This is a genomic window from Streptomyces griseomycini (assembly GCF_014203535.1).
Classification (GTDB): domain Bacteria; phylum Actinomycetota; class Actinomycetes; order Streptomycetales; family Streptomycetaceae; genus Streptomyces; species Streptomyces griseomycini.
On the sequence record NZ_JACHJI010000001.1, the window covers coordinates 504,682 to 530,545 of the forward strand.

The 25,864-nt window shown below is 72.0% G+C and carries 22 protein-coding genes; 12 read left to right on the top strand and 10 right to left on the bottom strand.

All coding sequences use genetic code 11. The features are described 5' to 3' along the window. Positions 1–131: 131 nt before the first annotated feature. From FHS37_RS02300 to FHS37_RS02320, 5 genes are all read right to left on the bottom strand, one after another. Complete coding sequence (locus tag FHS37_RS02300) at positions 132–1,505, bottom strand: alpha-amylase (protein WP_184817297.1); 1,374 nt, start codon at positions 1,503–1,505, stop codon at positions 132–134. A gap of 165 nt (positions 1,506–1,670) precedes the next feature. After that, positions 1,671–3,365 carry a glycoside hydrolase family 13 protein gene (locus FHS37_RS02305; RefSeq protein ID WP_184817298.1) on the bottom strand — a complete coding sequence of 565 codons (1,695 nt, stop codon included), beginning with the start codon at positions 3,363–3,365 and terminating at the stop codon, positions 1,671–1,673. A 144-nt stretch (positions 3,366–3,509) separates the two neighbouring features. Beyond that, positions 3,510–4,421, bottom strand: coding sequence for a sugar ABC transporter permease (locus FHS37_RS02310; protein ID WP_184817299.1), 912 nt, complete (start codon positions 4,419–4,421; stop codon positions 3,510–3,512). A 13-nt stretch (positions 4,422–4,434) separates the two neighbouring features. Next, on the bottom strand, positions 4,435–5,439 hold the full coding sequence (locus FHS37_RS02315; RefSeq protein ID WP_184817300.1) for a carbohydrate ABC transporter permease: 1,005 nt from the start codon (positions 5,437–5,439) through the stop codon (positions 4,435–4,437). Positions 5,440–5,536: 97 nt separating this feature from the next. Continuing rightward, the gene (locus FHS37_RS02320; RefSeq protein ID WP_184817301.1) at positions 5,537–6,808 is read right to left on the bottom strand and encodes an extracellular solute-binding protein; all 1,272 of its coding nucleotides are present in this window, start codon (positions 6,806–6,808) and stop codon (positions 5,537–5,539) included. 419 nt (positions 6,809–7,227) lie between these two features. Between FHS37_RS02320 and FHS37_RS02325 the strand changes: the two genes are divergently transcribed. Further along, positions 7,228–8,262, top strand: coding sequence for a LacI family DNA-binding transcriptional regulator (locus FHS37_RS02325; RefSeq protein ID WP_184817302.1), 1,035 nt, complete (start codon positions 7,228–7,230; stop codon positions 8,260–8,262). A 132-nt stretch (positions 8,263–8,394) separates the two neighbouring features. Beyond that, complete coding sequence (locus FHS37_RS02330) at positions 8,395–9,276, top strand: phosphatase PAP2 family protein (RefSeq protein ID WP_184817303.1); 882 nt, start codon at positions 8,395–8,397, stop codon at positions 9,274–9,276. A gap of 77 nt (positions 9,277–9,353) precedes the next feature. Here the strand turns inward: FHS37_RS02330 and FHS37_RS02335 are convergent, their stop codons facing one another. Further along, the gene (locus FHS37_RS02335; protein WP_184817304.1) at positions 9,354–12,356 is read right to left on the bottom strand and encodes a bifunctional [glutamine synthetase] adenylyltransferase/[glutamine synthetase]-adenylyl-L-tyrosine phosphorylase; all 3,003 of its coding nucleotides are present in this window, start codon (positions 12,354–12,356) and stop codon (positions 9,354–9,356) included. 179 nt (positions 12,357–12,535) lie between these two features. Here FHS37_RS02335 and FHS37_RS02340 point away from each other — a divergent pair, with 179 nt between their 5' ends. The 4 genes from FHS37_RS02340 to FHS37_RS02355 all read left to right on the top strand — a co-directional run bounded on the left by FHS37_RS02340 (position 12,536) and on the right by FHS37_RS02355 (position 15,030). Then, on the top strand, positions 12,536–12,976 hold the full coding sequence (locus FHS37_RS02340) for a VOC family protein (RefSeq protein ID WP_184817305.1): 441 nt from the start codon (positions 12,536–12,538) through the stop codon (positions 12,974–12,976). Between the two features lie 269 nt (positions 12,977–13,245). Then, positions 13,246–13,908, top strand: a complete 663-nt coding sequence (locus tag FHS37_RS02345; protein ID WP_184817306.1) for an ATP synthase subunit B family protein — start codon at positions 13,246–13,248, stop codon at positions 13,906–13,908. 1 nt (position 13,909) lies between these two features. Continuing rightward, on the top strand, positions 13,910–14,344 hold the full coding sequence (locus FHS37_RS02350) for a phage holin family protein (protein WP_184817307.1): 435 nt from the start codon (positions 13,910–13,912) through the stop codon (positions 14,342–14,344). Then, a complete protein-coding gene (locus tag FHS37_RS02355; protein ID WP_184817308.1) occupies positions 14,320–15,030 on the top strand; it encodes a DUF3618 domain-containing protein in 711 nt (236 codons plus the stop codon). The genes FHS37_RS02350 and FHS37_RS02355 overlap by 25 nt, the downstream gene beginning before the upstream one ends. 282 nt (positions 15,031–15,312) lie before the next feature. On the opposite strand, the gene FHS37_RS02360 is transcribed toward FHS37_RS02355, so the two are convergent. Next, the gene (locus tag FHS37_RS02360; protein ID WP_184817309.1) at positions 15,313–15,849 is read right to left on the bottom strand and encodes a hypothetical protein; all 537 of its coding nucleotides are present in this window, start codon (positions 15,847–15,849) and stop codon (positions 15,313–15,315) included. A 174-nt stretch (positions 15,850–16,023) separates the two neighbouring features. On the opposite strand from FHS37_RS02360, the gene FHS37_RS02365 reads away from it, so the two are divergent. Both FHS37_RS02365 and FHS37_RS02370 read left to right on the top strand, forming a co-directional pair. After that, positions 16,024–16,905: a helix-turn-helix domain-containing protein gene (locus FHS37_RS02365; protein WP_184817310.1), complete on the top strand. Its 882-nt coding sequence runs from the start codon at positions 16,024–16,026 to the stop codon at positions 16,903–16,905. Further along, positions 16,902–17,120, top strand: coding sequence for a DUF397 domain-containing protein (locus FHS37_RS02370; protein WP_184817311.1), 219 nt, complete (start codon positions 16,902–16,904; stop codon positions 17,118–17,120). Before FHS37_RS02365 ends, FHS37_RS02370 begins: the two co-directional genes overlap by 4 nt. A gap of 43 nt (positions 17,121–17,163) precedes the next feature. Here the strand turns inward: FHS37_RS02370 and FHS37_RS02375 are convergent, their stop codons facing one another. Both FHS37_RS02375 and glnA2 read right to left on the bottom strand, forming a co-directional pair. Next, positions 17,164–18,723, bottom strand: coding sequence for a pectate lyase family protein (locus FHS37_RS02375; protein WP_184817312.1), 1,560 nt, complete (start codon positions 18,721–18,723; stop codon positions 17,164–17,166). Between the two features lie 286 nt (positions 18,724–19,009). Continuing rightward, positions 19,010–20,371, bottom strand: coding sequence for a gamma-glutamylpolyamine synthetase GlnA2 (gene glnA2, locus FHS37_RS02380; protein WP_184817313.1), 1,362 nt, complete (start codon positions 20,369–20,371; stop codon positions 19,010–19,012). A gap of 307 nt (positions 20,372–20,678) precedes the next feature. Between glnA2 and FHS37_RS02385 the strand changes: the two genes are divergently transcribed. Beyond that, entirely contained in the window at positions 20,679–21,860 is a 1,182-nt protein-coding gene (locus FHS37_RS02385; RefSeq protein ID WP_184817314.1) for a globin domain-containing protein, read from the top strand. A gap of 127 nt (positions 21,861–21,987) precedes the next feature. Here FHS37_RS02385 and FHS37_RS02390 read toward each other — a convergent pair whose 3' ends face one another. Further along, positions 21,988–22,431, bottom strand: a complete 444-nt coding sequence (locus tag FHS37_RS02390; RefSeq protein WP_184817315.1) for an RrF2 family transcriptional regulator — start codon at positions 22,429–22,431, stop codon at positions 21,988–21,990. Between the two features lie 171 nt (positions 22,432–22,602). Between FHS37_RS02390 and FHS37_RS02395 the strand changes: the two genes are divergently transcribed. From FHS37_RS02395 to FHS37_RS02405, 3 genes are all read left to right on the top strand, one after another. Then, positions 22,603–23,265: a thioredoxin-like domain-containing protein gene (locus FHS37_RS02395; RefSeq protein WP_184817316.1), complete on the top strand. Its 663-nt coding sequence runs from the start codon at positions 22,603–22,605 to the stop codon at positions 23,263–23,265. Beyond that, the gene (locus FHS37_RS02400; RefSeq protein WP_184817317.1) at positions 23,262–23,888 is read left to right on the top strand and encodes a DUF305 domain-containing protein; all 627 of its coding nucleotides are present in this window, start codon (positions 23,262–23,264) and stop codon (positions 23,886–23,888) included. Before FHS37_RS02395 ends, FHS37_RS02400 begins: the two co-directional genes overlap by 4 nt. A gap of 75 nt (positions 23,889–23,963) precedes the next feature. Continuing rightward, a complete protein-coding gene (locus tag FHS37_RS02405; RefSeq protein WP_184817318.1) occupies positions 23,964–25,730 on the top strand; it encodes an NAD+ synthase in 1,767 nt (588 codons plus the stop codon). Positions 25,731–25,864 lie beyond the last annotated feature (134 nt).

Here is a 25,864-nt window from a genome sequence, read left to right on the forward strand (position 1 = left end):
CGGGCTCCGGGCGTGACGCTATCGCCGTTGAAAGCTTTACAGCAAGGGTTGTGAAAGTAACGGTAAGGACTTACACCCGTGCCGCGGGCCGCGCCGCCGCCCCCGTGAACGGCGGCGCGGCCCGCGCCCGTTCAGCAGCTCGACTTGCCCGCGTACACCGCGAGGGCCGTGTTGCCGCCCAGTGTGGCGGTCAGCCGGCCCGAACCGTCCACCGTCACCGGCGTGTTGTTCTGGACGTTGCAGTACGTGCCCGCCGGCAGGGAGGTCTGGTAGGTGCGGGTCAGCGGGCCGGATTCGTGGTTGATGGCCACGAAGCCCTTGCCGCCCCGGCCGAAGGCGATCGCGTCGCCGCCGTTGTCCCACCAGTTGGTGACCGCCTGGCCCCGGGTCGCGTTGCGGAAGCCGACCATGGACTTGATCTCCGGCCAGGCGTGCTGGCACTTCCAGCCGCTCTGCCAGCAGGCGTCGACCCGGCCGCCGTTCGGCGGGCCCGCGTCGTGGTCGGTGAACTCGTAGCCGGAATTGATGTCCGGGGCGCCGTAGGGCCAGGCCAGCATGAAGACGTTGGCCAGCGTGTAGGTGGCGTTGTCCTTGTAGGACAGCGTGGAGCCGTTGCGCTCGGTGTCGTGGTTGTCGACGAAGACGCCGGAGACGGAGCTGTTCATGTAGCCCCAGCCCTCGCCGTAGTTCTTCAGGTAGGCGAGGTTCTCGTTGTGGAAGACCCGCTTGAGGTCGTAGGCGTAGCGGAACTCCTGGACGTCGCCGTTCCCGGTGTACTCGGTGGGCCGGACGGCCTCGCCGGCGCCGAAGATGACCTCCTGCTTCCAGTACACGGAGGGGTTGTTCAGGCGGGACTTGATGTCGGCCAGGTCGGCGGCCGGCATGTGCTTGGCCGCGTCGATGCGGAAGCCGTCCACACCGAGGGAGAGCAGGTCGTTCATGTACCGGGCGATGGCTCCGCGGACGTAGTCCTCGCCGGTGTCGAGGTCGGCGAGGCCGACCAGTTCGCAGTTCTGGACGTTCCCGCGGTTGCCGTAGTCGGTGATCTGCGAGGTGCAGTTGTCGAAGTCGGGCGCGGAGTACAGGCCGGGGTAGTTGTACTTCGTGTACGACGAGCCGCCGGTGCCGGTGCCGCTGCCGGCGGACATGTGGTTGATGACCGTGTCGGCGACGACCTTCACGCCGGCCGCGTGACACGTGTCGACCATGTTCTTGAACGCGGTCCGGTCACCGAGCCGGCCGGCGATCCTGTAGCTGACGGGCTGGTACGACGTCCACCACTGCGGGCCCTGTATGTGCTCGGCGGGCGGGGAGACCTGGACGTACCCGTATCCTGCGGGGCCGAGGGTGTCGGTGCACTCGCGGGCGACGGAGGCGAAGTTCCACTCGAACAGGACGGCGGTCACGTCCCTGGTGCCGGGCGGGGAGGCCTCCGCGCCGGTCGGGGCCATGACAACCGAGGCGGCCGCGAGGGCGACGGCCGCGGAGAGGGTTCTGCGTGCCATGTGGGGTTCCTTCTTCATCGAAGGGTGTGGGGATGCCGCCGGAGTTGGTTGAAGTTCCTTGCAGAAATCTTCAGCAACATTGCGGCAACGCAGATGTTAGAGGCCCGCCACCCGAAAGGGCAGCGGGCCGTACCGACTTGAACGAAAAAAGTTGCGGGACGGACGTCAGCCCGTGGTCCACCACACGGTGGTGTCGGCCGGGACCTTCACCTCGCCGTCCGCCTCGACCACCTCACCGCTGGCGAGCAGCACCCGCCCGTACGCCGGGGCGGTCACCGACTCCCCCGTGGTGTTCGCGACGCAGACGAACTCCCCGCGCCGGAAGGCGAGCACGCCCTCGGGCGCCCGCAGCCACTCCACCGCGTCGCCCGCGCCCAGGTCGGGCTGGTCCCGGCGCACGGCGAGCGCGGCCCGGTACAGCTCCAGCGTCGAACCGGGCACGCCGGTCTGCGCCTCCACGCTCAGCTCGCCCCAGCCCGCCGGCTGCGGCAGCCAGCTGCCGCCGTCGCCGAAGCCGTACGACGAGCCCTCGCGCGTCCACGGGATCGGGACGCGGCAGCCGTCGCGGTAGCCGTCCTGGCCCGCGCCCCGGAAGTAGGCCGGGTCCTGGCGGACCTCGTCCGGCAGGTCCACGACGTCCGGCAGGCCGAGTTCCTCGCCCTGGTAGACGTACGCCGAACCGGGCAGCGCCAGCATCAGCAGCGTCGCCGCGCGGGCCCGGCGCAGGCCCAGCTCGCGGTCGCCGGCCAGCCGGATCTGGGTGCCGAGGCCGGGCGGGTTGGCGAACCGGGTGGCGTGCCGGGTGACGTCGTGGTTGGACAGCACCCAGGTGGCGGGGGCGCCGACCGGGCGCATCGCCTCCAGGGTGCGGTCGATCACCTCGCGCAGCTCCTCGGCGTCCCAGTGGGTGCCCAGGTACTGGAAGTTGAACGCCTGGTGCAACTCGTCGGGGCGGACGTAGTTGGCGGTGCGCTCGACGGTCGGGGTCCAGGCCTCCGCGACGAAGATGCGCTCGCCCGAGTACTCGTCGAGGATCAGCCGCCACTGGCGGTAGATGTCGTGCACGCCGTCCTGGTCGAAGAACGGCATGACATCGTTGCCCAGCAGCTTCAGCTGTTCGTGGGATCCGAGGTCGGGCAGGCCCTCGGCCTTCACCATGCCGTGGGCGACGTCGATGCGGAAGCCGTCCACGCCCATGTCCAGCCAGAAGCGCAGGATGGAGCGGAACTCGTCGCCGACCGCCGGGTGCTCCCAGTTGAAGTCGGGCTGCTCGGGCGCGAAGAGGTGCAGGTACCACTCGCCGGGCGTGCCGTCGGGCTCGGTCACCCGGGTCCAGGCCGGGCCGCCGAAGATCGACTCCCAGTCGTTGGGCGGCAGCTCGCCGTTCTCGCCCTTGCCGGGCCGGAAGTGGTAGCGGTCCCGCAGCGGCGAGCCGGGGCCCTCGGCGAGGGCCCGCTTGAACCACTCGTGCTGGTCGGAGGAGTGGTTGGGCACGAGGTCGACGATGATCCTGAGGCCCAGTGCGTGGGCGTCCCGGATCAGCGCGTCCGCGTCGAGCAGGGTGCCGAACATGGGATCGACGGCGCGGTAGTCGGCGACGTCGTAGCCGGCGTCGGCCTGCGGCGAGGCGTAGAAGGGGCTGAGCCACACGGCGTCCACGCCGAGGTCGCGCAGGTACGGCAGGCGGGAGCGGATGCCCTCCAGGTCGCCCATGCCGTCGCCGTTGCTGTCGGCGAAGCTGCGCGGGTACACCTGGTAGATCACCGCGTCCCGCCACCAGTCGCGGCGCCGGGCGACGGTGGCGACGGCCGCGTCGGTCGTGGGGGTCGGGGCCGGGGCGGCGGAGTGCTGCTGGCTCATGTCGTCCTTGATACGAGTGCGGTCAGGGAGGCGAGTGGGGGTGGCGGCGGGAGACGAGGCGGCCGCGGTGACAGCGGGGTCGGATGGACACCGCGGCCGCCTACCCGCGCGGTCAGGCGCGCGGGAGTCGTTGCCCGAAGGGGGTCAGCCCTTCGTGCCGCCTGCGGTGAGGCCGGCCACCAGGTTCTTCTGCACCAGGTAGAAGAACGCGGAGACGGGTATCGCGATCAGGACCGCGGTGGCGGCCATGAGGTTGCGCTGCGCGTCGTGCTCGCTGACGAAGCTCTGCAGACCGACGGCGAGCGTGTACTTCTCGTCGTCGAGCATGAACGTCGTGGCGAAGGCGACCTCGCCGAACGCGGTGATGAAGCTGTAGAACGCGGCGACCGCCAGCCCCGGCTTGGCGAGCGGCAGGATCAGCCGCAGGAACGTGCCGATGGGGTTCAGCCCGTCGACCCGTCCCGCCTCGTCGATCTCGAACGGGATGGTGTCGAAGTAGCCCTTCATCAGCCAGGCGCAGTACGGCACCGCCGTCGTGCAGTAGACGAGGATGAGTCCAAGGTAGCTGTCGACGAGCTGCAGGTCCGAGAGGATCTGGTACATCGGGACCATCAGGACGGCCACCGGGAACATCTGGGTGACCAGGAGCACCCACATGAACTTCTTGTACCCCGGGAACCGCATGCGGGACACGGCGTAGCCGGTGGTGGCGGCGACCAGGACGCCGATGACCGTGGTGCCGAGCGAGACGATCAGCGAGCTCTTCAGCCAGTCGAAGAAGTTCGTGTTCTGCAGGACGAACGTGTAGTTGTCCAGCGTCATCTTGCCCCAGATGCCGCCGGGGCGCAGGTAGTCGTCCTTGTCCGGGCCGAGGGACAGGAAGACCAGCCAGGCGACCGGGAACAGCGCGATCAGGCTGGCGACGACCAGGACGCCGTGGGAGGTGAGGCGCGCCAGGGGGCTGCCCTCGCCGCGCCGGCGCACCTTGCGGGGCGGGGGCGGGTCGTCGGCAGGCCGGTCCGCCGGAGCAGTGGTGGTGACGGTCGAGGTGCTCATGGGGACTCCTGCCTCAGATCGCGAGCTGCTGCTCGTTGCGGTTCAGCCAGCGGCGGTAGAAGGAGGTGAAGACGATCAGGACGGCCAGCAGCAGCATGCCGTAGGCCGCGGACTCGGCGAACTCGCGCGGCTGCTGTCCGAAGCCCAGCTGGTAGGCCCAGGTGACGAGGATCTGGGCCTCCGGGGCGGTGTTGCCGAACAGCAGGAAGATGATGGCGAACTGGTTGAAGGTCCAGATGACGCCGAGCAGCACCACGGTGGAGCTGACCGAGCGCAGGCCGGGCAGGGTGACGTGGCGGAACCGCTGCCAGGCGTTCGCGCCGTCCATCTCGGCCGCCTCGTACAGGCTGGCGTCGATGGACTGCAGTCCGCCGAGCAGGGAGACCATCATGAACGGCACACCGCACCAGGTGTTCACCATGATCGCGGCGACCCGCTGCCAGAAGGTGTCCTCCAGCCACGCCGGGGTCGGCAGGCCGAGGAAGTCGAGGCCCGAGTTGATGATGCCGGCGTCGGCGAGCATGAAGCGCCAGCCGAAGACGGTGACGAAGGTGGGCACGGCCCACGGGAGGATGAGGACCAGCCGGTAGAGGGTGCGGCCGCGCAGCTTCTGGTTGAGCAGCAGGGCGAGGCCCAGGCCGATGCCGTAGTGCAGGGCGACGCAGGCGGCCGTCCACACGATCGTCCAGAGGAACTTGGACCAGAAGCGGTCGTAGGCCGTCTCGCCCCACAGGATGTCGGCGTAGTTGTCGATGCCGATGAACTTGTAGGTGGCCTCGATCTCGTTGACGCCGATGGTGCGCGCCGAGTTGAGGCTGTCCGCGTCGGTGAGCGTGAGGTAGAAGCCGTAGGCCAGGGGGTACAGCACGATGACGCCGAGCACGAGGGCCACCGGCGCGATCATGGCGTAGGCGTACCAGTGCTTCTGGTACCCGTGCTTCAGGCGCTGGCCCAGCCCGGGGCGGGGCGCGCGGTCACCGCGTCGCTTGCCGGTCGCGCGGTCGATGGCGACTGTCATGGTTCGGCACCTTCTGGATGATCAAGGAGTACGGCACACAGGCCTGCGACCGCCGGACCCTCCCCTCCTGGAAGCGGGTCCGGCGGCCACGCGGGCATTACTTGCTGAAGTCCGGCACCAGCTTGGCGATCGCGGTCTCCGCGTCGCCCAGCCCCTTGTCCAGGGACTCCTTGCCGCTCGCGATCTGCGGGAGCTCGTCGTCCAGCGGACCCCACAGCGAGCTGTACTCGGGCAGGGCCGGGCGCGGCTGGGCGGCGGAGAGGACCGTCTGGTAGCCGGCGATGCCCGGGTCGGCCTTGACCTTGTCGGTGTAGGCGTCGTCACGCGTGGGCAGCGTGGAGTTCTCCAGCGCGATGGTCTCCTGCGCCTTGGCCGAGGTCATGAAGTTCACGAACTTCAGCGCGGCCTCCTGCTTCTCCTTGGTGGAGCCGGCGTAGACCGAGAGGTTGTGGCCGCCGGTCGGGGCGCCCGCCTTGCCGGTGGAGCCGGCCGGGACGGTGGCGATGCCGAGGTTGTTCTTGTCCTTGAAGGCGGAGCCCTTGTAGAAGTTGGTGATCTCCCACGGGCCCTGGATGATCGAGGCGACCTTGCCGTTGACGAACGCGTCCTGGATGTGGGCGTAGGCGTCGGCGGTGACGTCGGCCTTGTGCAGGCCCTTGCCGTCGAAGAGGTCCAGCCAGGTGCCGTAGGCCTTCTTGGCCTCGGCCGACTTCACGGTGACCTTCTCGGCGTCGGCGTCGACCATGTCGGTGCCCTCGCCGTACAGGAACGGCTGGGCGTAGTAGCCCGCGGTGGAGCCCCAGTAGCCGTCGACGCCGGTCTTCTCCTTGACGGTGGCGGCGGCCTTCTTCAGGTCGTCCCAGGTCTTGGGGACCTCGACGCCGGCCTTCTCGAAGAGTTCCTTGTTGTAGACGAAGGCCAGGGTGTCCGTGGTGAACGGCACGCCGTAGGTCTTGCCCTCGTACTTGGCCTGCTCGATCAGGTTGGACTTGAACTTGTCCTGCTCGGCGAGGGCCTCGGTGCCGTCCAGCGGCAGGAAGAAGCCCTTCTTGGCGAAGGCGGGGGTCCAGCCGACCTCGGAGCGCAGCACGTCGGGGGCGCCCTTGGAACCGGCGGCGGTGTCGAACTTGTTCTGCGCCTGGTCGAAGGGGACGTTGACGTACTCGACCTTGATGTCCTTGTTGGCGGCCTCGAACTCCTTGACCAGGGCCTGGTACGTCGGCGCCTCGTTGGTCGCGTTGGAGGTGTCCCACCAGGTGATGGTGACCGGGCCGCCGGCCTTGTCGCCGCTGTCGCTGTCGCCGCCGCAGGCCGTCGCCGCGAGGGCGAGGGACGCCACCAGCGCGGTGGCCGCTATGCCACGCCGCATGAGTTCTCCTTGAGGGTTAAGCCCGTGTGTGCAGGTGCGGCCCCGTCTGCCGTCCTGCGAACTTGCCGACCGCGCCGTTGCCGCCGCCGGGCGACGAGAACGTAACAGCCGTGCAATCGATCCGAAAGACCTTGCTGAAAAATTTTGCAAGCGAGTCGGAGAGTTATGCCGCCGTGACCTCCCCTCAACCACCGCGCGACACGTGTTTCCGGGCGTACGGCGGGGGTTCGCACGGGTGTGCAAGACTCTGCAAGCACTTGCCATCCGTTTCCGCCGGGGGAATCATCCGTTGCGGAACGGTCGCCGACCACGACGTGAGGACCGCGATGACCCAGCAGCCCACAGCGGGCCGTCCGACGGCGCGCGGCAGGCGTGCGCTCGGTGTGCAAGGGCGGAAACGGCCGCTACAGTCCGGTTCTGTGACCACACGACTTGCCGACATCGCCGCCCAGGCGGGGGTGAGCGAGGCGACCGTCAGCCGCGTCCTCAACGGCAAGCCGGGCGTCGCCGCCACCACCCGCCAGTCCGTGCTCGCCGCCCTCGACGTGCTGGGCTACGAGCGTCCGGTGCGGCTGCGGCAGCGCAGCGAGGGCCTGGTGGGCCTGATCACCCCCGAGCTGGAGAACCCGATCTTCCCGGCCCTGGCCCAGGTCATCGGGCAGGCGCTGACCCGCCAGGGGTACACCCCGGTGCTCGCCACCCAGACCCCCGGCGGATCGACGGAGGACGAGCTGACGGAGATGCTCGTGGACCGCGGGGTGGCCGGCATCATCTACGTCTCCGGACTGCACGCGGACACCACCGCCGACATGCAGCGCTACGAGCGACTGCGCGCGCAGGGCGTGCCGTTCGTGCTCGTGGACGGCTTCTCGCCGAAGGTGCAGGCGCCGTTCATCTCCCCCGACGACCGGGCGGCGACGGCGCTCGCGGTCACCCACCTCGTCTCCCTCGGCCACACCCGCATCGGCCTGGCGCTCGGGCCGAAGCGGTTCGTGCCGGTGCAGCGCAAGATCGAGGGGTTCGTGCGCACCGTGCAGGACCAACTCGGGCTGAGTGCCGAGACGGTGGAGAACGAGCTGGTCCAGCACTCCCTCTACACCCTGGAGGGCGGCCAGGCGGCCGCCACGGCGCTCATGGAACGCGACTGCACGGCGGTGGTGTGCGCGAGCGACATGATGGCGCTGGGCGCGATACGGGCGGCCCGGCAGCGCGGTCTGGACGTGCCGAAGGACATCTCGGTGGTCGGCTTCGACGACTCCCCGCTGATCGCCTTCACCGACCCGCCGCTCACCACCGTGCGCAAGCCGGTCCCGGCGATGGGCCAGGCCGCGGTGCGCACGCTGCTGGAGGAGATCGGCGGGACGCCCGCACCGCACAGCGAGTTCGTGTTCATGCCGGAGCTGGTGGTGCGCGGTTCGACCGCTTCGGCTCCTGGGGACCGGAATCGTCCCTAGGGTGGAGAGAACGACCTTTCGGGCACTGCCGCGGGAGGAGTTCGCGGACCTCCGCCCGTACGGGACCGCGCGGGACGGAACCGACCGGGGGATGATCCGCGCGGGAGGGGCCGTCTGGCAGACTCTGTGCCCATGGGTGACACGACCGTGACAACGCTGGAAGGCCGCGAGCAGGCCGTTCCGCATCCCGTCGCGGACCCGGCGGACGGGGTGGAGCGGGGCCGCCTGCGTCGTCTGCGTGCCCCCCGCCGGCCCCGGCTGTGGTTCGAGATCCTGCTGATCGCGGTGAGCTACTGGACGTACTCGCTCATCCGCAACGCCGTGCCCGAGCAGAAGGCCGAGGCGCTGCGCAACGCCGACCGGATCTGGGAGCTGGAGCAGCGGTTCGGCATCGCCGTCGAGCAGGCCGTGAACCACGCCGTGAACTCGGTGACCTGGCTCGTCGTCGGCATGAACTACTACTACGCCACCCTGCACTTCGTGGTGACGCTGGGTGTCCTGGTGTGGCTCTACCGCAGTCACCCCGGCCGCTACGCGGCCACCCGGCTGGTCCTGTTCACGACCACGGGCATCGCCCTGGTCGGCTACTACCTCTATCCGCTCGCCCCGCCGCGGCTGATGAGCGGCCAGGACTTCGTCGACACCGTCATGGTCCACCAGACCTGGGGCTCGATGGCCTCCGGGGACCTGAAGAACATGTCCAACCAGTACGCCGCGATGCCGTCGATGCACATCGGCTGGTCGGTGTGGTGCGGGCTGACGATCTTCGCGCTGACCACCGTCCCGTGGGTGCGCGTCCTGGGCCTGGTGTACCCGGCGGGCACGCTCGTGGTGATCGTCGCGACCGCCAACCACTTCTGGCTGGACGCGGTGGGCGGCGTGCTCTGCCTCGCCTTCGGCTACGGGGTGGCCCTGCTCTGGTACGGGAGCCCGCCGCACGCCCTGCCCCGGCTGGTGCCGGACGGCGGCGGGAGCCCGCTACCGGTGCACCGGCCCCGGCCGGCCCGCGACTGACCCGGTCCGTCCGGCCGGGCGGGCGGGCGGGCGGGCGGGCGGACCGGACCCCCGTCCCGCCGGGCGGGCCCGGCGGGTCAGGCACCTCCGTAGAACAGCTCCTCCACCACGCCCCGCGCCCTGCGCGCCGTGCGCCGGTACGCGTCGAGCATGTCGCCGACGTGGCCGGGGCCGTAGCCCAGGTAGCGGCCGACGGCGGCCAGGTCGCGGGGCTGGGTGGGGAAGGTGTCCCCGGCCCGCCCGCGCACCAGCATCACCGCGTTGCGCACCCGGGTGGCCAGCACCCACGCCTCGTCGAGGATCGCGGCGTGCTCCTCCGAGACCAGCCCGGCCGCGCGGGCGGCGGCCAGGGCCTGGCGGGTACGGGTCGTGCGCAGCCCCGGCTCCCGTGCGCCGTGCCGCAGCTGCAGCAGCTGCACCGTCCACTCCACGTCGGACAGCCCGCCCGGGCCCAGCTTGGCGTGCAGCTTGGGGTCGGCGCCGCGCGGCAGCCGCTCGGACTCCATCCGGGCCTTCAGCCGCCGGATCTCCCGGACCGCCTCCTCGTCGAGCCCGTCGGCCGGGTAGCGCAGCGGGTCGACCAGCTCGGTGAAGCGGCGGCCGAGGTCCTCGTCCCCGGCGACGGGCTCGGCGCGCAGCAGCGCGTGCCGCTCCCACACCAGCGCCCAGCGCCGGTAGTACGCCTCGTACGACTTCAGGGTGCGCACCAGCGGGCCGGACCTGCCCTCCGGGCGCAGGTCGGCGTCGACGAGCAGGGGCGGGTCGGCGCTGGGGACCTGGAGCAGGCGGCGCATCTCGGCGACGACCTTGTTCGCGGCCTGCGCCGCCTCCCGCTCGTCCACGCCGTCGCGCGGTTCGTGGACGAACAGGACGTCCGCGTCGGAGCCGTAGCCCAGCTCGTGCCCGCCGAAACGGCCCATGCCGATGACCGTGAACCGGGTGGGGAGCGTGTCCCCCCAGCCCTCCCGGACGACCGCGCGGAGCGTGCCCGCGAGGGTGGCGGCGGTCAGGTCGGACACCGCGCCGCCCACCAGGTCCACCAGGGCGCCCTGGTCGGCCTCGGCGGGCTGGGACTCGGTGCCGTAGGAGCCGACGATGTCGGCGGCGGACGTGCGGAACAGCTCGCGGCGGCGCACGCCGCGGGCGGCCGTGACACCCTGCACCGCGTTGTCGGCGCGGCGGACGGCGGCGATGACCTCCTGCTCCAGGTGGGCGCGGGGGCGGGGGGTGAGCCCCCCGCCGTCCCCGTCGCCGAGCAGGGCCACCGCCTCGGGGGCGCGCATCAGCAGGTCCGGGGCGAGCCGCCCGGCGGACAGCACGCGGGCCAGGTTCTCGGCGGCGGCGCCCTCGTCGCGCAGCAGCCGCAGGTACCAGGGGGTCTTGCCGAGCGCGTCGGAGACCTTGCGGAAGTTGAGCAGACCGGCGTCCGGGTCGGCGGAGTCCGCGAACCAGCCGAGCAGCACGGGCAGCAGGGTGCGCTGGATGGCGGCCTTGCGGCTCACGCCGGACGCCAGCGCCTCCAGGTGGCGCAGGGCGGCGGCCGGGTCGGCGTACCCGAGGGCGACCAGCCGCTCCCGGGCCGCCTCCGCGCTGAGCCGGGCCTCACCGGGGGCGAGCGCGGCGACGGCGTCGAGCAGCGGCCGGTAGAACAGCTTCTCGTGCAGCCGCCGTACGACGGAGGCGTGCCGCCGCCACTCGCGGGTCAGGGTGGCGACCGGTTCGGTGCGCAGTCCCAGGGAGCGGCCCAGGCGGCGCAGGTCGGCCTCGTCCTCGGGGACGAGGTGGGTGCGGCGCAGCCGGTACAGCTGGATGCGGTGCTCCAGGGAGCGCAGGAAGCGGTAGGCGTCGTCGAGCTGGGCGGCGTCCGCGCGGCCGACGTAGCCGCCGGCGGCGAGGGCCTCCAGCGCGTCGAGGGTGGTGCCGCTGCGCAGGGAGGCGTCGGCGCGGCCGTGCACCAGCTGCAGCAGCTGCACGGCGAACTCGACGTCCCGCAGGCCGCCGGGGCCGAGCTTGAGCTGGCGGTCGACCTCGGCGACGGGGATGTTCGCCACGACCCGGCGGCGCATCTCCTGCACGTCGGCGACGAAGTTCTCCCGCTCGGCGGCCTGCCACACCAGCGGCTGCAGCGCGGCGACGTACTCCTCGCCGAGCGCGAGGTCGCCGGCCACCGGGCGGGCCTTGAGCAGCGCCTGGAACTCCCAGGTCTTGGCCCAGCGCTGGTAGTAGGCGAGGTGGGAGGCGAGGGTGCGCACGAGCGGCCCGTTGCGGCCCTCCGGCCGCAGGTTGGCGTCCACGGGCCAGATGGAGCCCTCGACGGTGGTCTCGGAGCAGATCCGCATCAGGTGCGAGGCGAGCCGGGTCGCGGCGCGCAGCGCCTTGTCCTCGTCGGCCCCGTTCGCGGCCTCGGCCACGAAGATGACGTCGACGTCGGACACGTAGTTGAGCTCGTGTCCCCCGCACTTGCCCATCGCGATCACCGCGAGCCGGCACAGCGCGGCGTCCTCGGGCGCGGCGGCCCCGGCGAGGGCGAGGGCGGCGCGCAGGGTGGCGGTGGCGAGGTCGGCGAGCTCGGCGGCGGTCTGGGCGACCTCGGTGGTGCCGCACACGTCCCGGGCGGCGATGGACAGCAGACAGCGCCGGTAGGCGACGCGGAGCGAGACCGGGTCGTCGGCGCCGGCCAGACCGCGTTCGAACTCCTCGACGCCCGGGTGCAGGTCGCGGGGCTCGTAGGTGACGAGGGCCTGCCAGTCGCTCGGGTGCCGGACGAGGTGCTCGGCGAGGGCGGCGGAGGCGCCGAGCACGCCGAGCAGCCGGTCCCGCAGCGGCTTGGCGGCGATGACCGTGTCCAGCAGCTCCTGGCGGGCGGTGGCCCCCGGCTGCGCCTCCAGCAGCCGCGCGAGCCCGAGCAGCGCGAGGTCGGGGTCGGCGGTGGCGCCGAGGGCCTCCAGCAGTACGGGGTCGGTGCGCACGGCCGCCAGCTCGGGGCCGTCCAGCAGCCGCTCGGCGGCGGAGGGGTCGGTGAAGCCGTGCCGCAGCAGTCGGGTGAAGGTACTGCTCCTGCGCCCCGGCGCCGACGTCATCCCCGGCCTCCCTCGTGCCTCGGATCAGGGTCGTACGGCCATGAGCCTAGCCGGAGTGCCGGCCCGTGGCCCCGGGACGGCCCGCGATGGGTCCCGCGCGCGTGCGGGGTCCGTCGCGGGGAGGGACCATGCGGCTGATCCGGCACCGCCGTTCACCGCCCACCGAAGGAGACGCGCTCATGGACATGACCCTCGAAGTGATCCCGCTCCCCGTCAGCGACATCGACCGGGCCAGGGACTTCTACCGGGACGGGGTCGGCTTCCACGTCGACATCGACCAGGAGGTCGTGCCGGGCATGCGCATCGTCCAGCTGACCCCGCCCGGCTCCGGCTGCTCGATCGCGCTCGGCGACACCGTCTGGGACACCATGGCCGGCCCCCGCCCCGCCCCCGGCTCCTACCAGGGCCTCCAGCTCTGCGTCACCGACATCGAGGCGGCCCGCGCGGAGCTGACCGCGCGCGGCGTGGAGGTCTCCGAGCCGGTCCGGTACGCCCCGGACGACGGCGCCACGTTCATGTACTTCAAGGACCCGGACGGCAACGGCTGGGCGGTCCAGGAGTACCGGCGCCGGGCCGCGGAACCCCTGCACAGCCTGCTGGCGAAGCAGGCTGAGGCGTGACCGGTCATGGTCCGCGGGCCGCCGGGAGGGATCCGGGGGCAGGAGCGGCCGCCGTCCGCCGGGCGCGCTTCGGGCCCCTCCCGGCGCACGGGCCCGTCGGCCGGTCTTGTGCCACACATACCTCTGCAGAGCGTGTCAAACGATGACAAATGGCCACTCGGGGTGGGACGGACGGTCCCGTGCGGTGTTCCGGCGCACTGCTCCGGCACGCGCCGGGTCACCGGGGACACGGGCCGCACGCAGGACATCCGGATGAGGAGAAGTCGCCGATGAGTGAGTCCGTACGGACCGGATCCGGGAGCACCGGAGAGAAGGTCAAGGCAGAGACCTCCGCGACGGCCGGTCAGGCCAGGCAGGCCGCGACCCAGGTCGCGGGGACCGCGGCGGAGCAGGCCCGGACCGTGGTGGATGAGGCGCGGCAGCAGGCCGGCACGGTCATCGACGACCTGCGCAGCCGCGCGATGGACGAGGCGGAGGGGCAGACCAGGCGCGCCGCCGAGACGCTGCGGCAGTGGGCGGGCGACCTTTCCAACCTGGCCGCCCACGCCGAGAAGGACTCGCCCGCCCGCAGTCTGGCGGCTCAGGCGGGCGACAAGGGGCAGCGGGCGGCCGACTACCTGGAGCGGCAGGGCCTGGAAGGCCTCGTCACCGACCTCCAGGGCTTCGCCCGGCGCCGCCCCGGCGCCTTCCTGGGCGGCGCGCTGCTGGCCGGACTGGCCGTCGGCCGCCTGGCGAAGGTGGCACAGACCGCCTCCCGGACCGACGGGCACGGGCAGGAACGGGTGACCCCGGCACCGGGTGAGGGCGCGCTGGCGCCGCCGGTGGCGCCGGCCTCCCAGGCACTGCCGACCGCTCCCCCGCCGGGGACCGCGCCGCCGACCCCGTCGACCCCGCCGACCGGGACGCCGGGACGCCCGTTCCCGGAGGTGTGAGATGGCCGCGCTGTCACCCCTGTCCCGGGCCCGCGCGGCCGAGCCGCGGCCCCAGGGGCCGGACAGGTCCGTGGGCGAGCTGCTGTCCAGGGTGGCCTCGGACCTGCAGGTCCTCTTCCGCCAGGAGCTCGAGCTGGCCAAGGCCGAGGTCAGAGAGGAGGGCACCAAGGCGGGCAAGGCCGCCGGGATGTACGGCGGCGCCGGTTTCGCCGGCTACATGGTGCTGCTGTTCCTGTCGCTGGCGGCCATGTACGGCCTGGGCAACGTGATGGACGGGGGCTGGGCCGCCCTGATCGTCGCCGTGCCGTGGGCCGTCGCCGCGGCCGTGCTGTACCAGAAGGGCCGCGCACGGATGCGCACCGTCTCCCCGAAGCCCGAGCGAACCGTCGAGACCTTGAAGGAGGACGCGGAATGGGCACGTCACCCGACCAAATGAGGGCCGAGATAGCGGCCACCCGGAACCAGCTGACCGCGGACGTGGACCAGCTGGCCGACCGGACCAGCCCGCGCCGCATGGCCCGCCGCCGCAAGGCGCGGATGCGCCGCACCGTTTCGGGCGTCCGTGACCGCGTCATGGGCACCGCCTCGTACACCGCGCACGGGGTGGCCGACACCGCGCGGTCGGCGGCCGGCTCGGTGCAGTCGGCGGCCGGTTCCGCGGCCGGCTCGGTGCAGGAGGGCGCCGGACGGGCCGCCGAGTCGGCGCGCGAGGTCGCCGGTCAGGCGGGGCAGGCCGTCCAGCAGACGCCCGAGATGGCCCGCCGCCAGACCCAGGGCAACCCGCTGGCCGCCGGCCTGGTCGCCTTCGGTGTCGGCCTGCTGGCCTCCTCGCTGCTGCCCGCCTCCCGGGCCGAGCAGCAGAAGGCCACCGAGCTGATGGAGCGCGGCGGCGAGGCGCTGGAGCCGGTGAAGCAGGCCGCCGCCGAGTCCGCGCAGCACCTGAAGGAAGGCGCCAAGGAGGTCACGCAGAGCGCGGCCGCGGAGGTGAAGGACACCGCGCAACAGGCCGCCCGCACCACGCAGGACGAGGCCCGCGGCCAGGCCGGCCAGGTCGCCGACCAGGCGCGCGACTCCGGCCGCCACCTCAAGGACGAGACCGGGGACCGCTTCGGGCCCGCGTGAGGCCGGCCGCCGACGGCGTCGGCGGTACGGACCGCGAGGAGGGCCCCGTCCCGGGCCGCGCACGGCCCGGGACGGGGCCCTGCCGTGCCGCCCGGCGGGCGGCCGTCGTGGACCCGGGGGTCAGCGGGTGAAGATCAGGAGCAGGATGACGGTCGCCACCGCGCTGATGATCAGCGAGCCGATGCAACCGACCCGGTTGCTGAAGAAGAAGAACATGCCCCCCGGGTACCCCGCCCCGTCCCGCCCACCGTGCAGCACGCCGCGCCGTCCGGGCCGGGTGCCTCAGGACCGCTCGGCGGCGTGTTCCCCGAGGAAGGCCCCCGCGTGGGCCGCCGCCTCCTCCTTCGTCGCGTACGAGGTGTCGCCGTCGGACGCACCGCGCGTTCCGTCGGCCCCCTCCCCCGTCCACCTCCAGCCGCCGGACGAGGGGTCCCGCGCCAGTTCGGCCGTCCCGCCGCACAGTTCGAGCACGGCCCCCGGGTGCGCCGCGGCGGCCGCCGGGCGGCTGACGGCACCGGGCCACTTCTTGCGGGCGCCCTGCCGGGTGATGCCCCAGACGGCCCCCATCTGCTCGTAGCTCGCACCGTAGGAGCCGGCGGTTCCCGCCGCGATCGCCGTCAGCCGTTTGACCTCGGTGTCCACCGCCTTCCAGGCGGCGAGGACGGACAGCGCCACCTCGACGGGGTCCGCCTCCCACATGCGGTCCTCCGGGAGCCCCGACGCACGGGAACGCAGGGCCGACGCAAGCGGGTTGAGGGCGGCGTGGAGGGCCTTGTGGAGCTCCGTCCGCTCTTCCGGGGTGATCTCACAGGAGGTCATGTGACAACTCTAGTTGTCATCGCTGGAAAATGTAAACGGAAGTTTCCAGTTGTGCGCACAACCGGGCCGAGTCACCCGTTGGCGTGCCGCGAGGTCCGTTCACGTCACTCGGCGTCACCGGCCCGCCTACCGTGAGCCGCATCGCGGGACGGCTCGTACGGCGGAGGGGTGCGGATGTCGGTGGACGGCGGGGCGGTGCGGCTCGGGGACGGGGTGCGGGCGGACGAACCGGGGTGGGAGGTCGACCCGGACGACGAGTGGGGGGTGGCCGTCGTCGCCACGGTGGGGCGGCAGTTGAAGCTGCGGCGGGAGGCCGTGGGGATGCGGGCCGCGGAGTTCGCGGCGGCGGTGGGATACGGGGAGGACCTCGTCTACAAGGTCGAGGGCGGCAAGCGGATCCCCCGGCCCGAGTACCTGGAGAGGGCGGACGAGGTGCTGGGGGCGGGCGGACTGCTCGCCGCGATGAAGGAGGACGTGGCGAAGGTCCGGTACCCGAAGAAGGTGCGGGACCTGGCGAAGCTGGAGTCCCAGGCGGTCGAGATCCTTTCCTACGGGAGTCACAATCTGCACGGGCTTCTGCAGACCGAGGAGTACGCCCACGCACTGCTGAGCACGCGGCGGCCGGCGCTGTCGGAGGACGAGCTGGAGAGGGCGGTCGCCGCGCGGATGGCCCGCAGGGCCGTCTTCGAGCGCAGGCCCGCTCCGGAACTGAGCTTCGTGCAGGAGGAGGTGACCCTCCAGCGCCCCGTCGGGGGCCCCGCGGTCCTGCGCAGGCAGCTGGAACACCTGTTGGAGCTGGCGCAGTTGCGGCAAGTCGACATTCAGGTGATGCCGACGGCCCGTGGGGACCACCCCGGTACGGGAGGGCGGATTCAAGTCCTCAAGTTCGGGGACGGCACAGCGGTGGGCCGGGCCGACGACGAGTTCGGCAGCCGCCCCGTCACCGATCCCCGCCACCTACGGATCCTCGAACTGCGCTATGGCATCATCCGAGCCGAGGCGCTGACCGCACGGGAATCACTGGCCTTCATCGAACAAGCGCTGGGGGAGACATGAACCGCAAGGGCTCAGGCGGGAACGACACCGATCTGATCTGGTTCAGGAGCAGCTACAGCGACAGCAGCAACCCCAACGACTGCGTCGAGGTCGCCCTGGCCCCCGGCGCGGTCCGCGTCCGGGACTCCAAGGCCCCCGACGGTCCCCTCCTCACCGTCACGCCGGCCGCGTGGAGCCGCTTCGTGACGGGTGCGGGCGGGGCGGTCGCCCCCTGACGGACGAGGGAGGGGGCCGCCGCGAGGGCGGCCCCCGGGCCGGCTAGCCGGCGTAGGTCTCGAACTCGGCGACCTTCGGGGTGCCGCTGGAGCTCGTGATCTCGAGGGTGATCTTCTTGAGCGAGGTCGAGGGGAAGCTGACGGCGCCCGCCCCGCCGCCGGAGGCCAGGACGGCGCCGGTGTCGTGGTTGACGAGCCGCCAGGAGCGGATGGCGCCCTCGGAACCCGCCGCCTCACGGATGTCGGCCTTGGACACGGTGGTGGCGGAGCCCCACTTGACCGAGACGGAACCGGTCGAGCCGGCCGGCGACCAGTGGGTGCTCATGTTCCCGTCCCGCACGTTGCCGTAGCTGGTCCCGCTCGCCTTGCTGGAGCCGTCGGCGCCGGCGCCGAGGCTCAGGTTGGTCCCGGTGGGCGGCGTCGGGTCGGTGGGGTCCGGGGTCGGGTCGGTCGGGTCCGGCGTGGGGTCGGTCGGGGTCGGGTCCGGGGTCTGCGGCGTGCAGCTGCCGTCCGACACCTTCAGGCCCTTGCCCGCGCCCGCCGTCTGGCTGACGACGCTCGGCACGCAGGAGGCCGCGTCGAGGCTGTAGGAGTAGGGGACGCTGACGCTGGTGTTGGACTGCGGGTTCGGGCCGGCCGGGTTGTTGTCCTCGCCGCGGCCGGACCAGGTCACGTTGTCGAAGATGTTGCCGTTGACCTGCCAGTAGCCGGCCGCGTCGGTGTAGAAGGTGCCGAGGACGTCCTTGGAGTCCTCGAAGTAGTTGTTGTCCACCCTGGCCCGGGCGCCGGCGCGGGAGTTGATGCCGGACTCGTTGAGGCTCTTGTAGTGGTTGTTGTAGATGTGGGCGACGCCGCCGCGCAGCAGGGGCGCGCGGGAGTCGATGTTCTCGTACAGGTTGTGGTGGAACGTCACGTACCCGTTCGAGGTGTCGCTCTCGCTGGAGCCGATGAGGCCGCCGCGGCCCGAGTTGCGCAGGGTGCTGTAGGACAGGGTCACGTACTGGGTGTTGTCCTTCATGTCGAAGAGGCCGTCGAAGCCCTCCGACTCCCCGCCCGACGCCTCCAGGGTGACGTGGTCGACCCAGACGTTGCGGACGTCGCTCTCCATGCCGATGGCGTCGCCGCCGTTGGACGTGGGCGAGCCCGACTTCTTGACGTTCCGGACGGTCACGTTCTGGATGATGATGTTGCTGGACTCCCGGATGTGGATGCCCAGCTGGTCGAAGACGGCTCCGCCGCCGACCCCGACGATCGTGACGTTGCTGATCTGCTTGAGCTCGATCCTGTCGGCGGCGGTGCTGCAGCTGCCGCCCGACACCTTGGTGGTGTTGCCGTGGTTGATGGTCCCCTCGACCTGGATGGTGATCGGGGTGCTGCTGCCGGCCCGGTTGCACAGGGCCTGGTGGATGGCGGTTCCCGTGGTGGCGCGCACCGTCTGCCCGCCCGCGCCGCCGGTGGTCCCGCCGTTCTGGGTCGCGTAGCCGGTGGCGCCGCCGCTCACGGCGGCCGACGCCTCGGGCGTCGACAGCGCCACGCCGGTCACGGTCGCCAGAGCGCCCGTGGCCAGTGCGGCGGAGAGTCGCAGTGCGACTGATCGTCTCATCCTCGCCTCGCCTTTCGTCTTCGCACGCCGGGCACGCCCTTGTTCATGTCATGGGCATGACAGTAGAACGGCCGGAGGGTGGCCGCACGACCCGGCTCATCTGTTGGGAAAGCGCTTTCTTTCGGCGACAGTAGAGCGACACCCGAGGGACTGGCAAGGTTCCGCACAGTTACGGAATGCAGCACTCCGAAACTCGTGGGAGCGCGCCCACGCACAACGGGAAAGAGGCCGACGGTCCGTGACCGTCGGCCTCCGTGCCTCGGCGGGCCGGGGCCCCGCCGTCGTCTCAGAGCACCGGCAGGTTCTTCCGCAGCTCGAAGGCCGTGACCTCGGAGCGGTACTCCTCCCACTCCGACTTCTTGTTGCGCAGGAAGAAGTCGAAGACGTGCTCGCCGAGCGTCTCGGCGACCAGGTCGCTGCGCTCCATCAGGGTCAGGGCCTCGCCCAGGTTCTGGGGCAGGGGCTCGATGCCCAGGGCGCGGCGCTCGGCGTCCGAGAGGGCCCAGACGTCGTCCTCGGCGCCCGGCGGGAGTTCGTAGCCCTCCTCGATGCCCTTGAGGCCGGCGGCCAGCAGGACGGCGTAGGCCAGGTACGGGTTGGTGCCGGAGTCCAGGGAGCGGACCTCCACGCGGGCCGAGCCGGTCTTGCCGGGCTTGTACATCGGGACGCGGACCAGGGCCGAGCGGTTGTTGTGGCCCCAGCAGATGTAGGAGGGGGCCTCGCCGCCCGCGCCGGCCGTGCGCTCCGTGCCGCCCCAGATGCGCTTGTAGGAGTTGACCCACTGGTTGGTGACCGCGGAGATCTCCGCCGCGTGCCGCAGCAGGCCCGCGATGAAGGAGCGGCCGACCTTGGAGAGCTGGTACTCGGCGCCGGACTCGTAGAAGGCGTTCCGGTCGCCCTCGAAGAGCGAGAGGTGGGTGTGCATGCCGGAGCCGGGGTGCTCGGAGAAGGGCTTCGGCATGAACGTCGCCTGCACGCCCTGCTCCAGCGCCACCTGCTTCATCACCAGGCGGAACGTCATGATGTTGTCGGCCGTGGAGAGCGCGTCGGCGTAGCGGAGGTCGATCTCCTGCTGGCCGGGGGCGCCCTCGTGGTGCGAGAACTCCACCGAGATGCCCATCGACTCCAGCATGGTGATCGCCTGGCGGCGGAAGTCCATGCCGACGTTCTGCGGCGTGTGGTCGAAGTAGCCGGAGTTGTCCGCGGGGGTCGGGCGGGTGCCGTCGACGGGCTTGTCCTTCAGCAGGAAGAACTCGATCTCCGGGTGGGTGTAGAAGGTGAAGCCCAGGTCGGAGGTGCGGGCCAGCGCGCGCTTGAGGACGTAGCGCGGGTCGGCGAAGGACGGGGAGCCGTCCGGCATGAGGATGTCGCAGAACATGCGGGCCGTGCCGGGGGCCTCCGCGCGCCAGGGGAGGATCTGGAAGGTCGACGGGTCCGGCTTGGCGATCATGTCGGACTCGTACACCCGGGCGAAGCCCTCGATGGCGGAGCCGTCGAAGCCGATGCCCTCGTCGAACGCCTGCTCCAGCTCGGCCGGGGCGACGGCCACGGACTTCAGGAAGCCCAGCACGTCGGTGAACCACAGGCGCACGAACCGGATGTCGCGCTCCTCCAACGTCCGGAGCACGAACTCCTGCTGCTTGTCCATCTTCCGCTTCCCCATCCTTGCCGGTCGGGCCGCCCGCTCCTCCCGGACCCCGGGAGACGGTCGGGCACTCGAGCATCCCACCACACCAGCGTTTCATACGCGTTGCCGACCTCGATCGGCCGACCGGCCGCGGCCTGAACGCCTCGCGCACGACAGGTGTACCGCTCTGCCGCCCATCTTGCCCGCTCGGACCGGCATCGGTGACAGCGGCCGGTCCTGTGCGCTTCGTCACCCGCCCCCGCCTTAATTGGAGTATCAGATGCAAGTTTTAATGAGGGCGCAGGCATCCGAGCGACGAGGAGACCCGATGCTGTCCGAGCAGTCCGCCGCCACCGTCCGCGCCACCCTTCCCGCCGTCGGCGCGTCCCTCGACGAGATCACCGAGCGCTTCTACGCCGGGATGTTCGCCGCCCGCCCCGAACTGCTGCGCGACCTGTTCAACCGCGGCAACCAGGCCGCCGGCACCCAGCGCCGGGCCCTCGCGGGATCCATCGCCGCCTTCGCCACGCACCTGCTGGACCACCCGGACCAGCGGCCCGACGCGATGCTGGAGCGCATCGCCCACAAGCACGCCTCCCTCGGCATCGCCCCGGACCAGTACGCGATCGTCCACGAGCACCTGTTCGCCGCCGTCGCCGGCGTCCTGGGCGAGGCCGTCACCCCCGAGGTCGCCGCCGCCTGGGACGAGGTCTACTGGCTGATGGCGAACGCCCTGATCGCCGTCGAGAAGCGGCTGTACGAGGAGCGCGGCGGGCGCGAGTGGCGGTCCTGGGAGGTCGTCGAGCGGATCACCGAGACCGCCGACGTGGTGACCTTCCGGCTGCGCCCGGTCGACGGCGGCCCGGTGCGCGGCTTCCGCGCGGGGCAGTACGTCTCCGTCCGCGTCGCCCTCGAGGACGGCGCCCGGCAGATACGGCAGTACAGCCTCTCCGGGGCGCCCGGCCCGGACGTGCGGCAGTTCAGCGTCAAGCGGGTGCGGGACGACTCGGCGCCCGAGGGCGAGGTGTCCGGCCACCTGCACGCGCGCGTGCGGGTCGGTGACGTCCTGGAACTGTCCGAGGCCTACGGCGACCTGGTCGTCGACGCCGACGCGGACACCCCCCTGCTGCTGGCCTCCGCCGGGATCGGCGTGACCCCGATCATCGCGATGCTGGCGGACCTCGCCGACGCCGGGCACCGCGCCCCGGTCACCGTCGTGCACGGCGACCGCTCCCCCGCCGACCACGCCCTGCGCGCGGACCACGAGGCGTACGCGGCCAAGCTGCCGGACCCGACCGTGCGCTTCTGGTACGAGCAGGACGCCCCCGAGGGCGCCGGCACCGGCTACGTCGACCTCACGGACGTGCCGGTCGCACCGGGCACGCACGCGTACCTGTGCGGCCCGCTGCCGTTCATGCGGACGGTGCGCGAGCAGCTGATCGGCAAGGGCGTGGCGCCGGCCGACATCCACTACGAGGTGTTCGGTCCCGACCTGTGGCTGGCCAAGTGAGCGGAAGGGCGGCGCCGGGAGCCGCGGGCGGCCGCCGACGGGCGGCGCGGGGCCGGGCCGGGCCGGGCGGACGGGGGGCGTCCGCCGGGCCGGGCAGGACCGGGCCGCATCCGGGCAGGGCCGGGCGCTAGCGGATGCGCGGGATGCCGAGCAGGAGCGGGCCCGTCGGGTCCGCGGCGATGTCCGCCACCGTGATCGGGTCCAGCGAGGCGAAGAACGCCTCCTGGGCCCGGCGCAGGGCGCCGCGCAGGCGGCAGTCCGAGCGCAGGGGGCAGGGGGCGGTGGTGGAGCCGCCCTCGCAGTCGACGACGTCGTCCTCGCCCTCGAAGGCGCGGACCAGGCCGCCCACGGAGGCCCCCCGCCCCTTCTCCGTGAGGGCCAGGCCGCCGCCACGGCCGCGCCGGGCGGTGAGCAGCCCCCTGTGCTGGAGTTCGGCGACGACCTTCGCGGCGTGGGTGTACGGCACGTCCATGGCCGCCGCGACGTCACGCGTCGTGGGGTTGGTGCCACCGGCCACGGCGAGGCGCATGAGGACCCGCAGGGCCAGGTCGGTGGAGCGCAGCAGCCGCATACCGGGCAGCGTAGGTAATCGGCATCCTGGCTTCAAATTATCCGGCCGGACCTTCACGGAGTCCGGCCGGATCCACATCCGGTCATTCCCGTCGTCCCCTACGACTCGCCCCGTCTCCCCCATTACGATCAGCTCACCCGTTCGTCCCACCATCCCCGAAGGGCACTCCCCATGGGCTCCGCCAAGAAGAGCAGCGCGGCACGCACGGCGCGCATAGAGGAGATGCGGCGCGCAGAGCAGGCTCGCGAGCGCCGCAACCGGATCCTCGTCATCGCCGCCAGCGTGGTGGTCGTCGCCGGGCTCGTCGGCGGCGGTGTGGTCCTGGTCCGGTCGCAGTCGGACGACGGCGGCGGCACGGCGGGCGACGCGAAGACCGCCGGCCGCTTCGTCACGGACAAGGACGGCGTGCGGAAGTGGGAGGGGGAGCTGGGCCGCAACCACGTCACCAAGTCGGTGAAGTACCCGGTCGCGCCCCCGGTCGGCGGTGACCACAACCCGGTCTGGATGAACTGCAACGGGGACGTCTACACCGACGAGATCGACCACACCAACGCCGTCCACTCGCTGGAGCACGGCGCGGTGTGGGTGACGTACAACGACCGGGCCGACGAGGCGGAGGTCGACGCGCTCGCGGCGAAGGTGAAGAAGACGCCGTACACCCTGATGAGCCCGGTCGACGGCCAGAAGGACCCGATCATGCTCACGGCCTGGGGCCACCAGCGCACGGTGACCGGCGCGGACGACCCCGCCGTCGACGCGTTCCTCGAGAAGTTCGTCCAGGGCGAGCAGACGCCCGAACCGGGCGCCGCCTGCACCAACGGGCTGAGCGGGTGAGGCAGGCCGGGCTGATCGCGGGGGCCGCGGCGCTGGTGCTCGCCGCGGCCGGTGCGATCAGCTACGCGGTCGCCGGGGACGAGTCGGCGGACCGGACCCCCTCCGCCGACTCCGCGGACGCCGGGTTCGCCCGGGACATGGCCGTGCACCACCAGCAGGCCGTCGAGATGTCGTACATCGTCCGGGACCGGACGGACGACGAGGAGGTCCGGCGGCTCGCCTACGACATCGCCCAGACGCAGGCCAACCAGCGGGGCATGATGCTGGGCTGGCTCGACCTGTGGGAGCTGCCGAAGGTGTCCGCCGATCCCCCGATGACGTGGATGGGCATGGGGGACGCGGCCTCCGGCAAGGACCGGGACGGGGCGTTGATGCCGGGGATGGCCACCAACGCCGAGATGGAGCGGCTGGGGAGCCTGAGCGGGAAGCAGGCGGAGGTCTTCTACCTCCAGCTCATGACGGACCACCACGAGGGCGGGGTCCACATGGCGCAGGGGTGTGTCAGCAGGTGCGAGGTCCGGGTGGAGAAGCGGCTCGCCCGGGGCATGGTGGAGGCGCAGCAGTCGGAGATCGAGCTGATGGCGGGGATGCTGAGGGAGCGGGGGGCGGCGCCCCGTCCCTAGGCCCGTCCGGGGCTCCTCCCGGGGTCCCTCCGGGGCTCCAGGACATCGTGTCGCTTTGACGATTACACTGGGCCCGTGCCTCAACTTCGCCTCGCCCTGAATCAGATCGACTCGCGCGTCGGTGACCTCGCCGGCAACGCCGAAACGATCGTCCGCTGGACCCGGCACTCCGCCGAGCAGGGAGCCCATCTGGTGGCGTTCCCGGAGATGGTGCTGACCGGGTACCCCGTCGAGGACCTCGCCCTCAGGTCGTCCTTCGTGGAGGCCTCCCGCGCGACCCTGCGCTCGCTCGCCTCTCGGCTCGCCGAGGAGGGCTTCGGGGAGCTTCCGGTGGTCGTCGGCTACCTCGACCGCAGCGCGACCGCCCAGCCGAAGTACGGACAGCCCGCGGGAGCGCCGCAGAACGCCGCCGCCGTGCTGTACGGCGGCGAGGTCGCGCTGAGCTTCGCCAAGCACCACCTGCCGAACTACGGGGTCTTCGACGAGTACCGGTACTTCGTGCCGGGCGACACCATGCCGGTGGTGCGGGTGCACGGGGTCGACGTCGCCCTCGCCATCTGCGAGGACCTGTGGCAGGACGGGGGGCGGGTGCCCGCGGCCCGGTCCGCCGGGGCCGGGCTGCTGCTGTCGGTCAACGCCTCGCCGTACGAGCGCGAGAAGGACGACACCCGGCTGGAACTCGTGCGCAAGCGGGCGCAGGAGGCCGGGTGCACGACCGCCTACCTCGCGATGACGGGCGGGCAGGACGACCTCGTCTTCGACGGGGACTCGATCGTCGTCGACCGCGACGGCGAGGTCGTGACGCGTGCGCCGCAGTTCACCGAGGGGTGCGTCGTGGTCGACCTCGACCTGCCCGCGGCGGCCGCGGACGCGCCGACGGGGGTCGTCGACGACGGGTTGCGGATCGACCGGGTCGTGCTGTCCGAGACGCCGCTGCCCGCGTACGAGCCGGAGCTGGGCGGCGGGTACGCGGAGCGGCTCGACGACGACGAGGAGGTGTACTCCGCGCTGGTCGTCGGGCTCCGGGCGTACGTCACCAAGAACGGGTTCCGGTCCGTGCTGATCGGGCTGTCCGGGGGCATCGACTCGGCGCTGGTGGCCGCGATCGCGTGTGACGCGGTGGGGGCGGAGAACGTGTACGGCGTGTCGATGCCGTCGAAGTACTCCTCCGAGCACTCGAGGGACGACGCGGCGGAGCTGGCGCGGCGGACGGGACTGAACTACCGGACGGTGGCCATCGAGCCGATGTTCGACGCGTACATGGGGGCGCTGGGGCTGACGGGGCTCGCGGAGGAGAACCTGCAGTCCCGGCTGCGGGGGACGCTGCTGATGGCGATCTCCAACCAGGAGGGCCACATCGTGCTGGCGCCGGGGAACAAGTCGGAGCTGGCGGTGGGGTACTCGACGCTGTACGGGGACTCCGTGGGGGCGTACGGGCCCATCAAGGACGTGTACAAGACGTCGGTGTTCCGGCTCGCGAAGTGGCGGAACCGGGCGGCGGTGGAGCGGGGGCAGACGCCGCCGATCCCGGAGAACTCGATCAGCAAGCCGCCGAGCGCCGAGCTGCGGCCGGGGCAGGTCGACACGGACTCGCTGCCGGACTACCCGGTGCTGGACGCGATCCTGGAGCTGTACGTGGACCGGGACCGGGGGGCGGACGAGATCGTCGCGGCCGGGTTCGACCGGGAGCTCGTGACGAGGACGCTGCGGATGGTGGACCGGGCGGAGTACAAGCGGCGGCAGTATCCGCCGGGGACGAAGATCTCGCCGAAGGGGTTCGGGAAGGACCGGCGGCTGCCGATCACCAACGGGTGGCGGGAGCAGGCGCCCGCGGCGGGCTGAGCGGGTGCGGTTGCGTGCGCCCGCGGCGGGCTGAGCGGGTGCGGTCCCGGTGGGGGCGCGCGTCCGAGGCCTGCGGCGCAGCCGCGGCCCCGGTGGGGGGTGCCCGCGGCGCCTGTGGTGCGTCGTGGGTCGGG